At 61.2% G+C, this 14,245-nt stretch carries 14 protein-coding genes and 1 pseudogene; 5 read left to right on the forward strand and 10 right to left on the reverse strand.

Annotation, left to right across the window (positions count from 1 at the left end; all coding sequences use genetic code 11):
- Positions 1 to 113 precede the first annotated feature (113 nt).
- On the forward strand, positions 114 to 1,058 hold the full coding sequence (locus O1W68_RS19120) for an ADP-ribosylglycohydrolase family protein (protein WP_269306252.1): 945 nt from the start codon (positions 114 to 116) through the stop codon (positions 1,056 to 1,058).
- Entirely contained in the window at positions 1,055 to 1,564 is a 510-nt protein-coding gene (locus O1W68_RS19125) for an O-acetyl-ADP-ribose deacetylase (RefSeq protein WP_269306254.1), read from the forward strand. The genes O1W68_RS19120 and O1W68_RS19125 overlap by 4 nt, the downstream gene beginning before the upstream one ends.
- Before the next feature lie 14 nt (positions 1,565 to 1,578).
- On the opposite strand, the gene O1W68_RS19130 is transcribed toward O1W68_RS19125, so the two are convergent.
- The 4 genes from O1W68_RS19130 to O1W68_RS19145 all read right to left on the reverse strand — a co-directional run bounded on the left by O1W68_RS19130 (position 1,579) and on the right by O1W68_RS19145 (position 5,695).
- Positions 1,579 to 2,253, reverse strand: a complete 675-nt coding sequence (locus O1W68_RS19130) for an NUDIX hydrolase (protein WP_269306256.1) — start codon at positions 2,251 to 2,253, stop codon at positions 1,579 to 1,581.
- 38 nt (positions 2,254 to 2,291) lie between these two features.
- Positions 2,292 to 3,578 carry a T3SS (YopN, CesT) and YbjN peptide-binding chaperone 1 gene (locus O1W68_RS19135; RefSeq protein ID WP_269306258.1) on the reverse strand — a complete coding sequence of 429 codons (1,287 nt, stop codon included), beginning with the start codon at positions 3,576 to 3,578 and terminating at the stop codon, positions 2,292 to 2,294.
- 150 nt (positions 3,579 to 3,728) lie between these two features.
- Positions 3,729 to 4,430: an excalibur calcium-binding domain-containing protein gene (locus tag O1W68_RS19140; protein WP_269306259.1), complete on the reverse strand. Its 702-nt coding sequence runs from the start codon at positions 4,428 to 4,430 to the stop codon at positions 3,729 to 3,731.
- A gap of 155 nt (positions 4,431 to 4,585) precedes the next feature.
- On the reverse strand, positions 4,586 to 5,695 hold the full coding sequence (locus tag O1W68_RS19145) for a hypothetical protein (protein ID WP_269306262.1): 1,110 nt from the start codon (positions 5,693 to 5,695) through the stop codon (positions 4,586 to 4,588).
- Positions 5,696 to 5,874: 179 nt separating this feature from the next.
- Between O1W68_RS19145 and O1W68_RS19150 the strand changes: the two are divergent.
- From O1W68_RS19150 to gdhA, 3 genes and pseudogenes are all read left to right on the forward strand, one after another.
- Positions 5,875 to 6,501, forward strand: a pseudogene (locus O1W68_RS19150) (carbonic anhydrase); the annotation flags it as partial.
- A 297-nt stretch (positions 6,502 to 6,798) separates the two neighbouring features.
- The gene (locus O1W68_RS19155) at positions 6,799 to 7,236 is read left to right on the forward strand and encodes a MarR family winged helix-turn-helix transcriptional regulator (protein WP_269306264.1); all 438 of its coding nucleotides are present in this window, start codon (positions 6,799 to 6,801) and stop codon (positions 7,234 to 7,236) included.
- Between the two features lie 216 nt (positions 7,237 to 7,452).
- Positions 7,453 to 8,796, forward strand: coding sequence for an NADP-specific glutamate dehydrogenase (gdhA, locus tag O1W68_RS19160; RefSeq protein ID WP_269306266.1), 1,344 nt, complete (start codon positions 7,453 to 7,455; stop codon positions 8,794 to 8,796).
- A 123-nt stretch (positions 8,797 to 8,919) separates the two neighbouring features.
- Here gdhA and O1W68_RS19165 read toward each other — a convergent pair whose 3' ends face one another.
- The 6 genes from O1W68_RS19165 to O1W68_RS19190 form a co-directional block, all read right to left on the reverse strand.
- Entirely contained in the window at positions 8,920 to 9,429 is a 510-nt protein-coding gene (locus tag O1W68_RS19165; RefSeq protein ID WP_269306268.1) for a GreA/GreB family elongation factor, read from the reverse strand.
- Between the two features lie 489 nt (positions 9,430 to 9,918).
- A complete protein-coding gene (locus O1W68_RS19170; protein ID WP_269306269.1) occupies positions 9,919 to 10,542 on the reverse strand; it encodes a hypothetical protein in 624 nt (207 codons plus the stop codon).
- 67 nt (positions 10,543 to 10,609) lie between these two features.
- Positions 10,610 to 11,044, reverse strand: coding sequence for a hypothetical protein (locus tag O1W68_RS19175; protein ID WP_269306271.1), 435 nt, complete (start codon positions 11,042 to 11,044; stop codon positions 10,610 to 10,612).
- Between the two features lie 223 nt (positions 11,045 to 11,267).
- Positions 11,268 to 11,621, reverse strand: a complete 354-nt coding sequence (locus O1W68_RS19180; RefSeq protein WP_269306273.1) for a VOC family protein — start codon at positions 11,619 to 11,621, stop codon at positions 11,268 to 11,270.
- Between the two features lie 61 nt (positions 11,622 to 11,682).
- The gene (locus tag O1W68_RS19185) at positions 11,683 to 13,257 is read right to left on the reverse strand and encodes an FAD-dependent monooxygenase (protein WP_269306275.1); all 1,575 of its coding nucleotides are present in this window, start codon (positions 13,255 to 13,257) and stop codon (positions 11,683 to 11,685) included.
- A 126-nt stretch (positions 13,258 to 13,383) separates the two neighbouring features.
- On the reverse strand, positions 13,384 to 14,175 hold the full coding sequence (locus tag O1W68_RS19190) for a hypothetical protein (protein WP_269306276.1): 792 nt from the start codon (positions 14,173 to 14,175) through the stop codon (positions 13,384 to 13,386).
- Positions 14,176 to 14,245 lie beyond the last annotated feature (70 nt).

The following is a 14,245-nucleotide window of genomic DNA, read 5'->3' on the forward strand; positions in this document are numbered from 1 at the left end:
GGAAGTACCTTTGCCGGCCGGCTCCTGCCGCTACCCTTCTCACCTCCCTTGATTTGGCTATTAGCGCGATTCTGCGCTAATGTAAGCGCAGAATCGAGCTAAGGGAGCAGTAAGTGAAAGTTACGCCGCTACAAGCCGATCGCGCCGAAGGCGTGCTACTGGGCACCGCCGCAGGAGATGCGCTCGGCGCTGGGTATGAGTTCACACACCCGGTACCGGGCACCACCGTCGACATGATCGGTGGCGGAACATTCGATTGGGCCCCGGGGGAATGGACCGACGACACGTCGATGGCCGCTGCCATCGCTCTGGCGTCACGAGAGGGCGCAGACGTTGGAACCGGTGACGGCCTCGACGCCGTCGCCGCGAACTTCCTCGCCTGGTACGACACAAATCCAGCAGATATCGGCAACCAGACGCGGGCTGTGCTGCGACACCGAAGTGCAAGTGCGTCGGAGATGACCAGGTGTGCAGATGCGCTCACCGGCAGAACCGGCGGTAACGGCTCGTTGATGCGGACAGCCCCGGTCGCACTCCGTTATCTCGACAGTGCAACGAGGTGTGTCGAGGCGGCCGCCGCAATCAGTGCGCTGACACACTCCGACCCGCGTGCCGCCCAAGCGTGCCAGATGTGGTCGTTCGCGATCCGCCATGCCGTGCTCGAAGGAAACTTCGACGGCGTTCGGCTGTGGGTCGACTCTGCGGAATCGTCAGCGTTTTGGCGGCCACTCCTCGACGCGGCCGAGCGCGGTGAACCGTCGGACTTTCCGAACAACGGCTGGGTCGTCCACGCGCTGCAGACTGCATGGTGGGCGATCGTGAGAGCAGACCAGGGTGGACCACAGCACCTTGTAGAGGCCCTCGAATTGTGCGTTCTTGCCGGTGGTGACACCGACACGACTGCAGCAATTGCGGGCGGACTGCTAGGGGCGAAATGGGGCGCGTCGGCTGTGCCGACGCGTTGGCGGGCGATGCTCCATGGATATCCCAAACTCACCGCGAACGATCTCGTCGCGATTGCCGGCGATATCGTGGCCAATTCAGGAGACACACCATGACCATTATCGATGTCATCGAAGGCGATATCACCAAAGTGCGCGTAGACGCCATCGTCAATGCGGCGAACTCGACGCTGCTCGGTGGGGGAGGAGTGGACGGGGCCATCCACCGATCGGGTGGGCCGGACGTGCTTGCCCAATGCAAGATTTTGCGGAATACGTCCCTACCCAACGGTCTTGCACCCGGTGGGGCAGTGGCCACGACGGCAGGGCTGTTGCCCGCCAAGTGGGTAATTCACGCGGTGGGTCCACGCTATTCGGCGCACGAGGATCGCTCCGGCATTTTACGGGCTGCGTACGTACGCAGTCTGGCGGTCGCTGATTCGCTCGGTGCGCGAACTGTGGCCTTTCCGTTGATCTCGGGCGGATCGTACGGTTGGCCGCTGGAAGATGCGATAGCGCAACAGCTTGCAGCAATCGTCGGTGCATACAGCCGAGTCGAGGTGGTGTCGGTGGTGGCCTTTTCCGCACGGGGAGCAAAGCTGACAACCCGGTTGCTGAGCTAACCCCACGCCGGGCCTCAGCTTTTGAAGAGGGCCGCAGCGGACTCCGGCAGCCGAGCGTCAGGGTTTCTGCGGTACAGCTCGGCCGGCCTGCCGGCGCCCGTGTTCGAGGACTCGCCGGTGCCGATCAGTGCACCCGCGACATGTCGCCTGAAAGTGTCTTTGGGAAGCTCTTTGCCGTAGACGACCTCATAGAGTCTCCTGAGTTCGAGCAAGGTGAAGGTGGATCCGAGCAGGTGCGCTGGGTCCACCCTCGAACCGTATCGCTCACGCAGATCTACCACCGACAGCGCCGCCATGGCGTTGTGGTCGAACGCGAGTTCAGAGATCGGCGATCCGTTGCGGATCTCCACGAGATCGACTTCGGCTACCAGGTTTTCGTAGGCCACTGCCGCCCCGTGCGCCATGGACAGCACCCAGCCACGATCGTCCCGGTCCGGCTCGTCGAACATCCCGATTTGATGAAATGAAAGGCCGCTGAGGCTTGCTTTGGAGCGAAGGGCGCGTTCGGCGGCATCTGCCAGTCGCTCGCCCGGATGTAGGAAGGTTCCGGGTAGCGCACGACCCCGAGGTGACGGTACGACGACGACGCACAGCACGTTCTCTCGTACCGTCAGTACTGCGACATCGACGGCAACCGACGGCCGCGGATAATCCGTCAGTGGGGTGTCGGGGTGATCCTGGGTAGCCACCCGCCCAGATTAGCGCACTATTGAGTTATGTCTACGAGCTAGTGCACATCGAACAGTCCGGGTTCGTCGAGCGAATCGAAGAGCTGAATCTGCTCGGGCCGGGGGGTGAGCTGTCGCGCGGGCCGGTGCGTTCGGTGCAGGCTCTCGGCAACATAGGTCCAGCTCAGTGCGAACGAGTCACACAGGACGGCTGCACGTATGCGTCGTTCGTCTCCGAGTCGATGTGCGTGATCGCGGAAGCGCTGCGCCATCCACCGTGCGCGTTGGGCCAACTCCTCGACGTCCTGGCTTCGGCACAGGGCGTCGACTGTCGCAGAATCCACGGGCCCACAGGTCAATTCGCATGCTGCACGGAGTGTGCCGAGTGTTCCTCCGTCGTCGGACCACGTCACCGGTGGATGCGGATCTTCGTGGCGATGAGTTGGATCGAAGACCGTCCCACCGACACGAAGTGCGAACGGTGCATCGATACCTTCGAGGAAATGCCCGAATCGATAGACCTGCACGGTCAATTGGCGGGGGATGAAGGTCCGAGTATCGATCGAGATACCCGCGAACAGTTGATCGCCGGCCACGACGAAGGTGATGTTCTTCCATCTACTGGTGAGCGAGGACATCATTCGCGACAGGGTCGCCGATTGCGACACCCCGGTGACCAGCGGTGCATGGATGCGGACCGACGTCGCATCGTGATCGAAGCACACGTGCACAGGCAATGTGAACCCGTCGATCCGAATATCGCCGTTCGATTCTCGAACGAGATCGAAGTGGGCATCGCCCGTTTGGACTATGAGGGAACGCAGATGATCGAGGTCGAGGGGGATCACTGCCGTGCCGTCTACTGTGCGGCAATCGACGGCAGTTCGGAACTGTCGACCATTTCCGCCCTCGGTTGCAGCCGACAGAAATGCCGGATGCGCGACGTTCCAGACCTCGCGGAACGCGCGGACTATCGAACGCGACATTTCTTCGGCGTTGTCGCGATGACCGAGCATCGAGCGGCTGACGAGCTGGCCGACCTCGGTCTCTCGTGCTGGAGTGACCCACCCCAGAGTGAACAGTGCCGCGTCGTCACCGGCCGGCGGTTCCACACCCGCGTATAGATAACTGCCCAGAACGGCAGTGCAAGCGATGGTGCCGTCGTGTGCGGCCTGGAGCGCGATCCAGGGGCTGTCCCCGTCCCCGCGATCGAGTCCGGATTCCGCAGTGAGCGTGAGGGTTTCACGGCGCGTCATATCCGATACGAACGTCATCAGGTCTTGGGCGTACGACGACCATGCTTCGTCGATGGAGTCCTGAAGGTCGATCTTGCGATTGTCCGTCACGATGACGCCTTCCCTCTCGTCAGGCGGCCGAATCCGCCTGACGAGAGGAACAGTAGCGATGGGGTCCGACAAGAGCGGCGGTCTCGAACCTCCCCGTGTCGACGAACGCGTGCAGACCGACACATTATGGACGGAAGGCGGAGCCGCGCTTCAGTTTTCGCAAGCCACGCCGTCTCCGTCGCGGTCGAGCTTCGAGCTGTATCCCGGCTCGCCGGCATAGATCGGTGCCGCTCCGGCTGCCCGGACGGCGGTGCAATTCGCGTAAGAGACAGCGGAAGGGACGTCGGGCACCGCGACCAAGGGCGCGGGCGGAACGAACACCGGTTCTGGCTCGGCAACGTACACAGGTGCCGGAGCCGGGACATACTGCGTTGTCGTCGGCACCGGAGGTCGAGCGTCGATAGTTTCTGGCTCTGGCGGCGGGACGACCGTGCTCGGTGCAGTCGTCGTGGGCGGACTGGTCGTGGTCGAGCGGGGAGTGCTCGTGGTCTTCGGGCTCGACGTCGAGGTCGTCACCTGAGAGACCGAGGGAGCGGAAAAGGCCCGTGAGCTGCCCATCTCATCCGACGCGGGCGGCGGGGTCATGATCGAGAAAGCGACCAATGCGGGTAGCGCCGCAATAGCCGGGGTTGCCCAGAGAACCCGTCCACGTGAGGGTTTTCCGAACGCGTAGAGCGTACCGGCGGCAATGATGCACACGCCTGCAACGAGTCCAGCGAACGAGAAGTCGGAGAGGGAGGCGAGTAGAACCAGAGCGCCGATGGCAACCGATATCCAGGCAATTATCTTGCCCAGCAAGGGGCGCGGCCGTTCTGGACGTGCGGCACCGGGAAATACATAGGGCTCGGTCATTGTGCGGTCCTCGCATCGGACTAGAGGTGCAGGCCACGAGAACTTGTCCGCTAACGGGATCACTCGCCGGAAGCGGCAGCCGCAGGTACTGCGTCGGCGGTGGCTGCTTGTACGAAGACCTTGTCGGATGCACGCCCTGCTTTGTTACCGGCCGATCAGGACGATTCCATCGGATCGTGCTCACCGAAGGGCTCCGCGAGGCGAATGCCTTGTAGAACTGCAGGTCGCAGCGCAGTCGGTACCTCGAGTGCATCTTCGGCGGTTACGAGAATTCCTTGATCTTGGAGGGAACGCACCCGATAGTCGATCAACTGTGCGGTACGCAGATCCTCGCCCTCTAGTCCCTCGTAGTCTTCTTCGGCATTGTCTATGGGTAGGTCGTCTGTCATCGCCGCGAGGAGCGTCTGAATTGCGAATGTGTTGGACAGTGCCATCGATACATCGTCCTCGACCGAGGTGAGCTGATGGCGGATGTGGTGTGTCAGCACATCTCGAAGCGCATCGACCGAGCGCGATCCGAAGGCGTCCACATTCCTGCCCGGCACCACGTTGCTGCCCTCGACCTCGAGTACCTCCGAGGCGATGGCTGCAGCCCAGTAGTCCAATTCGGTGAGGTCTGCGGCCGGATGGTCCGTCACATCGTCGGTATTCGCCAAGGCAGTCGACAGGTCGGGAACGTCGGCGATGGCGATCGAGGAGCCGACGCGTGCCACCAGAGCATCGACACCTGAGATCAAGGGCAGCGGCACCAGTGCTGCAGACTCCTCTTCTGCGGTGACCTCGGGCAGTTCGATGTCATCTGGCTCGAGCACGTCGGGATCGTTGTACACGAAGTCGTTGAGGTCTTCCATGCAGTGCGCGAAATCATCCTCCGAGCCCGTCCACGCTTCGGTTTCGTCGAGGAACGCGAGAAACTCGAGCACGCAGAGGACGATGTTGAGCGCGGCCGCATGCCCATTGTCGGGGTCGGAATCCTCGACCCGTTCGGCGGTATCGACGAGGTAGTGCGCGTCGCTCGGCGTCCAGGCGGTGACGGAGAACGAAGGGTTGGCCTTGGCCATCTGAGTGAGAGTAGTGCCGGTGAGTCCTGCTACTCGTTCGGCGTGCTCGGCCATCTCTCCTTGCTCGAGCCAGGTGGCGAAATCATCGAGCAGAGCAGTGGGGATCGATGCGGGCTGAGTGCCAGCGGGGTTCTGCCGTCTCTGCCGAGCCTTGGTTTTCGCTGCTCGCTTCTGGCCTCGGCCTGCCGGCCCTTTGGATCCCATGGCCCCTAGCCTAACGGGCCTCACTGCGGTCGGGTCGGGCCAGTTGCCTTCGAGCCGCACGTTCCATTTGTATCGTTTCACGATATAGTTGGGTCGGAGGTCGTCCCGGGGCCGCATGTCTCGGGATCTCCACACGGACCGTCTCGGCGACTATGGCCGACACGAGGAAAGGGGCTCCGATGGAACCGATCAGTGCCGTGTCTCCGACTCCAGCGCAGGCGTGGGGTGAACTTCGTGCCGGAAACGAGCGCTTCATCTCCGGCGACTGCCGGCATCCCCGCCAGGGAATCGACGACCGAACTCGGTTGGTCGACGTCCAGCGCCCGAAGGCCGTGGTGTTCGGATGCTCTGATTCTCGTGTGGCGGCAGAGATCGTATTCGACCAGGGTCTTGGAGACCTGTTCGTCGTCAGAACTGCCGGGCACGTCGTCGACGCATCGGTATTGGGTTCGATCGAGTACGCGGTCGACATCCTTGATGTACCACTCATCGCAGTTCTCGGGCACGACAGCTGCGGCGCCGTCAGAGCAAGTGTCGACGCGGTGGACGGTGTCGCGATGCCGGGCGGTTACATCCGCGACATCGTCGAGCGTGTCACTCCGAGCATCCTCGCCGGACGCAGAACAGGACTCGGTCGAATCGACGAATTCGAGGCGCGCCATGTCGAGGAGGCCGTGCAGCTGATCACCGCTCGGAGCAGGCTGACTGCCGACCGAGTAGATCGAGGTGCACTCGCGGTCGTCGGGTTGACCTACCGTCTCGCGATGGGACGGGTGGTATTGCACAGCTCGCTCGGTGACGTGGGCAGCGACGTAGAGGGAGGCGGCGTCGTTGCGACTTTGACTCGTTGGACCGACTGCGGCGGTACCTGGCAGCTGATATCGCGCACCGCCACGAAGGCAACGGTGGCACTGTGCAGCTGCGACGGACAAGAAGAAATGCAACGCCTCGAGAGCGAAGTTCCAGAGACGATCGCTTGGATCGAGAACAATGGCGAGGGTCTTGCCTAGCGCTCGCTCGTGACGCAGGCGGAGAACGGCGAGTCGGGCACTCGCCGTTCTAGCACTGCCCGAACGGAACTCATCGAACAGGGAGGTTTCCACGTGTCTTCCGGCGAACCACAGGAACCGGTGCCGTTGACAAAGCGGGAATTCGAATCGTTGGCGCGCTTCAGATTTGGAATCCGACGTTACCTTCGCTTCAGCGAGGAGACCGTGCGGTCCCATGGGCTGACCCCGCAGCAATACCAGCTTCTCCTGGCACTGAAGGGTTTTCCTGGCCGTGAGTGGGCTGCGATGCGGGAGTTGGCAGAGCGACTGCAGCTGCGACACCACAGTGTGGTCGAACTGGTCGATCGCGCGCAGAAGCAAGGCTTGGTTCAGCGGGCTGCTGATCCTTCCGACGCCCGAACGGTCAGAGTCGAACTCACCAGCGACGGTGAACTGACCCTCGTCCGACTGGGCGCCATGCACCGGGATGAACTAAGGCGCTTGGGGCCGACAATCGAATTGCCGATATTCGACGACCCATCGAAAAAATAGCCAACCGAACTATCTGCACACCAACTCAGGACTAGTCCCAAATGGTCCCTGACCTGCGCATGTATCGGGTCGAGGGTCCGGGTCGTGATTCGAGGGCATAATCCTGCCGTAAGCTGCGATGCGCAGTCGTTGTCGAAACCACGGCTGCCTACGGCACCATCGCATGGTTGTTGCCGTGATGACGTCGAATTATTGCGAAACAGGTAGGTGAATACGGTGTCTGCGCGTGAACAGGTGGCAGCGATCTATGAACAAGTTCTTCAGCGCAACGCCGGTGAACCTGAATTTCATCAGGCTGCTGCAGAAGTATTCGAATCGTTGCATGTCGTCCTCGAACGCTATCCCCATTATGCGGACAGTGGACTCGTCGAGCGCTTGTGTGAACCGGAACGACAGATCATCTTCCGAGTCCCTTGGGTAGACGATACGGGTGCGGTGCAGGTCAACCGAGGTTTTCGCGTTCAATACAACAGCGTGCTCGGACCGTACAAGGGCGGTCTCCGGTTCCACCCCAGCGTGAATCTGGGGATTGTCAAGTTTCTGGGCTTCGAACAGATCTTCAAGAACGCGTTGTCCGGCCTACCGATCGGCGGTGGCAAAGGTGGATCGGATTTCGACCCCAAGGGTCGTTCCGACGCCGAAGTAATGCGATTCTGCCAGTCGTTCATGACCGAACTGCATCGTCACATCGGCGAGTACACAGATGTTCCGGCCGGTGATATCGGTGTCGGCGGCCGAGAGATCGGGTACCTGTTCGGGCAGTACAAACGATTGACCAACTCCTACGAATCCGGAGTGTTGACCGGAAAAGGATTGAACTGGGGTGGCTCTCAGGTACGTAAAGAGGCAACCGGTTACGGCGCCGCATATTTCGTCGCCGAGATGCTCAAAACTGTCAAATCTTCGCTCGACGGCAAGACTGTAGTGGTCTCAGGCTCGGGCAACGTCGCGATCTATGCAATCGAAAAAATTCATCAGCTCGGCGGCATCGTCGTCGCCTGTTCCGACTCCTCGGGTTACATCGTCGATCCCAAGGGTATCGACCTTGCGCTGTTGAAGGACATCAAGGAGTCGCGCCGGGCCCGCATATGCGAGTACGTCGAGACCGCCACACATGCAACCTTCACTTCCGGTGGTTCGATCTGGGATGTTGCTTGCGATGTCGCGATACCGGCGGCAACACAGAACGAACTCGACGAGGAAGCCGCCATCACTCTCGTGAAAGGTGGCGTTGTCGTAGTCGCCGAAGGCGCCAACATGCCGACCACACCTGAAGCGGTGCAGGTGTTCCGCGACGCGGGCGTTGCCTTCGCTCCAGGTAAAGCTGCCAACGCAGGTGGAGTTGCTACATCGGCTCTCGAGATGCAGCAGAACGCATCCCGCGACTCGTGGAGTTTCGAGTACACCGATGACCGGCTAGCGCGCATCATGACCGGAATCCATGGCCGCGTGGTCGAGACCGCGGAGGACTACGGGATGCCAGGGGACTACGTTCACGGTGCGAACATTGCCGGATTCGTCAAGGTTGCCGACGCCATGATCGCCCTCGGAGTGATCTGAGCCATCGCTGAAATGCCCCGTGCAGTGACCTGCACGGGGCAATCCGATCGAAGACTCGGCTTCGTTGGCGATTCTTCGATCAGGCGCGGGGCGGCGGTGCGTCGGGAATGCGCGCCGCGCAGACTATTCGGCTGTCCGAGATTCCAGTAGTCGGCGTTCGAGGCCTGCGGCAATCGAGAGAACGGTAACGGTGCTCTCGGCGCCTGTGGGAAGGACGTATGTGCGCTCGTCCTCGACTCGGCACCCCATCAGTGCTCTGCCGAGCGGTGACAGCGGCGAACATGTCGCTATCTCGTCCGCGGAGTTTCCCGTGGCCGCAGTCAACACGAACGTCTCGACGTCATCGGGATCGCGATCGAACATCACGGTGACAAGCGAGAACGGACGCACGGTGCCGTCGTCGGTCACCTCAGCGGCAGCAGTTACCAACTCCTGCACCTCCGCGATGCGGCGGTCGATGCTCGACAGTTCCTCGCGAGAGCGATGGTAAGGATCGTTGTTCTCGAGATCGCCCATGTTGCGGAACTCGATCACATCGGCTGCAACCTCGGTGCGCCGGATGTGCAAGGCAGACAGTTCGCTGGCCTCTTCTGATACGCCACCTGTGGTCACGATAAGTTCAGCGGTTGTCATGGAATTTCTCCTTGCACTAAAACTCGGTGGTCGTCCCATTCCGAGGTCGTTGAAATACAGGTAACGACGCGGCGAGCAGTGCTCGACACGTCATGTTCAGTAAGCGAAAAAATGTGCAGCGAATCGATGCCCCGCTTTTCGGCGATGAAAGATGTATCGCCGACCGACACTCGTTACGGAATACCGCAAACGCGCAGTATTCTTCATTCAGAAACAGTAAATCGAAAGCTGGCATCAGTGGTGTGGCTCAAAAACACCCGCATGGCGGCTATCGGTGCAACGTAGTTTTCAGTGCATCGACGAATGCAGGTGGAACAGCCTAGTGCCCTGGCGGAGCGGTGCACAAACAACCGCGTAGCTCTACAACAATAGGAATCACAGCGTTCACACCTTCTTTCGCATCGCGTGTCTACCTGACTGTAGCCCGAAAAAAATAAAACTCCAGTCACAGCAGTTCCAGCCACTTTCCGCGTGCCGAAACGTGCGTTGTCAGTGCAGGATCGGCGCAGTTTCCTGCCGACACCATCGCGCGATCGCCTCGACTGCCTCGCGCAACGGTGAGGTGGTGCCGACTACGAGGTACGAGGTGGATACGACGGGCGTTCCGTCGACTTCGATTTCGTACTTCAACCGCTGTGCCAGTCGCTTCGCGTTGTGGACCTCCAGTCCAGCTTGGGAGACGGTTCGCCCGTCGCACAAAACAAGGAGTCGGCATCTGCTGTACTCCGACGACGCATCGACAACTGCGGCGGCAATCCTGTTGTTCTCCTCGGACTGCGCGGCGCGCTCGCGCCAGCGGGCGACCAGTCCGCGTCCTCCCGACAAAGCCTCGGTGGTGACAATGATGGTTTCTGCCGTCATCGGACCGTCGGCGGAAACACCGTTCCGCGCTGACGGGTCGGCATGTGTGGCACCACTGAGTTGATCGGAATTCGCGTAAGGATTGCGGACAGTCACCTCGACGCCCTTGCGAACAAGCCCGCTGTGCAGGTCTTCGTGAAGTCGAATGGGCCGTCCGATGACAATTGCAACGGCTGTGGTTCCTGCTCGCGGACTATCCGTTCGACGAGCGGACAGCGGCGGCGTAGCGATCTCGACGAGAGCCATATTCACGATCGACCTCTTTGTTGCTGTGGAATCGAGGCACCGGGGGAGTCGACACAACGACACTCACGGCGCTTCAGGGGGACGAGCGGGCCAGCTCCAGTGTTCGGTAGCGGCTAATGATCGTCTGGCGCGTCGCGCGGTCGGTATCGGTCGCCAGCGTCAGAATCCAGGGGGCGGATTCGCTGAAGTTGTCGGCGCGAGAGCCCTGTAGATCGGCTGTGACATCTTTCGAGATCGACTCGAGTTTGTCACTGGTCAGCCGACCTGTCGGGTCGGAGAAGCCGTACCCGATCTCCCACACTTGCGGTGGAGGAAACAGCCCGGAGACATTGAGTCGGTCCCACTGCCGCGCCAGGAGGGGCGAATTTACCTCGTCGACTGTGCGTTCACGCTGTACGCGGAACGGACATGCTGCATCAATAGCAATTTCCCCCTGCTCCAGAAATTGTCGAAGTCGTTCGGGTGAGGCGCATACCCGAAAATTAAATTCCATCATGACCGCTTTCACGGTAGACTCACTCCTTCGGTCCAATCAGTTCTATAAACTGTAGCCCAAAAGAAAATAAAAGCCAGTCGTGTGCACGCATGCTTGAATGCGGACGAAAGTTTCTCTGACGCAGTGGATGTGAGTCGGAGAAATGTGGCCGCCAGCGGATAAGTTACGGGTATCGAAAGACGCAGTGAGGCCGGGGAATTGTTCTCCTTCGAGTACTTTTCCAACCTGCCGGTGATCAGTAGTTCACTCGAAATCCGCCGATGAGCGTAATCGCGTTTCCATCGGGATCCTTCATGGTGGAGAGGCGTACATGCTTGTTCGCTTCGACGACCTCACCGGGCACTACGCCACGAGTGACAAGCTCGGCGAGCTGTCTTTCCAGGTCGTCGACGGCCAAGTTCAGCATCCCCGACCCGGCGCGTTCATCGTCGACAGTCACTTGCACCCAGCCGTGATCTGTCACCTGCCATTCGAGAAGCACCGGCATCGGGTTGTTGTCCGCGGGGCGGCCGAAGAGAGAGGAGTACCAAGAACTCGCCCGGTCGATGTCCGACACCGGTACGACAGCGAGCACGTGTTCGAAAGTCATGAGTGCATCCGTTCAGAGGGGTGTGTTTCGCCCGGATGTAGACCACCCCACATTGGACAACTCATCGCGCGAATGTCTTCTTCAGGTTCTCGATCACTCCCTCGAGACCCCGATGGCCGAGGTACCCGTCGGGGCGGATTACGAACGCTGTCGGACCGGTGACACCGTATTCGGTGCGAAATTCGCTTGCGGAATCGACGACGACCGGCAGCACGGAGGTCACGTAGCTCGCCACAAGCAGATAAACGTCGAGAAGTCCGTGCGCGGCGTCGACGGCTGCCGCGCCGAGCTCTTCGAATTTTTCGACCTCACCGTCCGAATACAACAGGAGCGTGTGGCCGACGCCACCGAATAGTTCGAACAGGCGGAGAGGAAACGCGACCATGTCGCGGATCAGTCCTCGCGCATCGGGGGCTCGTTCCCCGGGCTGTACGACGGCGGCTGTCGGGTCGGACTCGGAGACCAACGGACTTCCTGCATACGAGATCAGGAGTTGAGCTTGCTTGCGCATCGCCGTCTCCACGGAGCTTTCACCTGCACCGATTCCTTCGCGGGCGTTTCGGACCGTCATCCCGACGACCTCCTCGCCGACGGGTCGGCGTTCGGCGTCGTAGCTGTCGGTCAGGCCAGGGGCGGCCACACCGAGTACGGACAATGCGACCTTCCAGGCAAGGTTGTGCGCGTCCTGAATCCCGGTGTTCATACCTTGGGCTCCGGTCGGGGGGTGAATGTGGGCGGCGTCGCCCGCGACGAACACACGGCCACAGCCGTATGCGTCGACGATGCGATGGCTGATTCGAAAGACCGATGACCAGCGTAGATTCGACGCCGTCGTCGGCTCTGGTGCCAGCTGGTCCAGAACGGCCTGAATGTGATGCAGTTCGGGTGCGGGGCCTGCAGCGAAGCCGTGTGTAATGCCGTCGCCACTGCTGGGTCGATCAGTCAGTTCCGGTGGGACGAGCATGGTCACGCGGTAGCGCTTGTGCCCCGGCAGCGGCATCGCCACCAGCATCGCGTTCGTTGTGCCGTCGGTGGCAGTGCGCGTGATTCTTATGCCGTACCCGGTGGGCTGTGACCAGTCGACTTCGACGTCGCCGAGCATGTAGGCCTCGGCGAAGGCGTCGCCCTCGAACGAAAGCCCCAGTTGTTTGCGGACGACGCTGTGGGCACCGTCGCAGCCGATGACGTACTGAACGTGGTCCATCGCGGAGTCGGACGTGGTGACCGTCACTCCCTCGGTGTCCTGATCGACCGACACGATGCCGACTCCGCGCTCGACACCGGACCCGAGTTCGGCAAGTCGCTCCGCAAGGATCCGCTCGGTCTCGTACTGGGGGAGCATTGCGAAGCCGTACGGCACATCGGCGGGCAACGCCAAGTCGATTCGCCCGACCTGCTCGCCGTTGGCGTACACGATCTGTCCGCGCATCATGATCGACGCGTCCAGGACGGCCTTCAGCACACCCATGTTCTCGAATACTTCGAGCGTGCGAGGCTGAATGCCGACCGCTTTCGCGTAGCGCGGAGGCTCGAGCAGCGGATCGATCACGCGGCACGAGATCCCACGCCTCCGAAGTTCGATCGCTGCCGTCAACCCGATCGGTCCAGCCCCTGCCACGAGCACGTCCGTATACATGTCTTCACCGCCGCACAGTCGGTTCTCCCTGGTCGAGAGTCAGTATGGCGACTGTTCGGGCGCCGATGTGCCGTTCTCCACGGACCTCATGCTCAACGGGTGAAAACCGGCGGCTTTTGTTCGTTGCTACATCGGGGGTAAGAGACCCAGCGAGATCAAATCGTCCAGCAACTGTCGTATGTTGCCGGTGTCGAACGAGAGGAAAGCGCGTTCGGTCTCGATAGCGGCAACGTGCTGGGCCAGCACCTCGGGGTCACGCAACGCGAGGATGGTAGCCAGATCCGAGGCCTTGGCGCCGCTGTGCGCAGCCTGTGCGGCCAGTAGGACGTTGAGGTAGCCGTGCTGCTCGAAACCTGTGTCAGCGTTGGTATTTCGAACCGCGTTGTCAAGTCCCGCGACAGCCTTGAAGGAGATTTCACGTCGCGCAGCCTCGTGGATGGCAGCGGCCAGTTCCTGCTCGCCAGGATATGCGTCCGCGGTGACGCCGCCGGTACGGAACTTGGCGTGGTAGCCACGCTCGTCCACGGCGTCGAACACCTCGGCTCGATGTTGTCCGCGCGGGATCTCGACGTAGACGTCGATGGCAGGGTCGACGGCACCCAGTGCGGTGATGTCGGTCCCGTCCGGCAGCGCCACCTCGATCGTGGCGACGGTCAGATTCGACTTCGCATACATCCGATCGAGGGCGGCCTCGACTGTGGCGGGGCCACCCGACGCGATCAGTGAGATCGACAGTGGTTCGGTCACGTCGGTGAGTTCGTCGAGACGGGGGATAGGGATCATCAACGGACCGACGAGGTCCGAGAATGCGGCATCCTTGTACGAAAGATGCTGCTGGACAGCGATTTCGATCGGTGTATCGCCTGGCAGGAGGAGGGGAGCGTCGTCGCACAGTCCGCGGAACAATCTCGGAATCACTTCATCTCACCCGACTGCCGTTGTCGGGTGAGATGATGCGCAACGTCGAGTCGCGTTCAGTCGATCGGTC

Origin of the sequence: Rhodococcus sp. H36-A4 (assembly GCF_027158005.1) — a bacterium.
Lineage (GTDB): Bacteria > Actinomycetota > Actinomycetes > Mycobacteriales > Mycobacteriaceae > Rhodococcoides.

Bases quoted from the DNA above. Each gene is read 5' to 3' on its own strand.
- O1W68_RS19125 (WP_269306254.1), top strand. From the start codon at position 1,055: ATGACCATTATCGATGTCATCGAAGGCGATATCACCAAAGTGCGCGTA.
- O1W68_RS19140 (WP_269306259.1), bottom strand. From the start codon at position 4,430: ATGACCGAGCCCTATGTATTTCCCGGTGCCGCACGTCCAGAACGGCCG.
- O1W68_RS19145 (WP_269306262.1), bottom strand. From the start codon at position 5,695: ATGGGATCCAAAGGGCCGGCAGGCCGAGGCCAGAAGCGAGCAGCGAAA.
- O1W68_RS19165 (WP_269306268.1), bottom strand. From the start codon at position 9,429: ATGACAACCGCTGAACTTATCGTGACCACAGGTGGCGTATCAGAAGAG.
- O1W68_RS19180 (WP_269306273.1), bottom strand. From the start codon at position 11,621: ATGACTTTCGAACACGTGCTCGCTGTCGTACCGGTGTCGGACATCGAC.
- O1W68_RS19185 (WP_269306275.1), bottom strand. From the start codon at position 13,257: ATGTATACGGACGTGCTCGTGGCAGGGGCTGGACCGATCGGGTTGACG.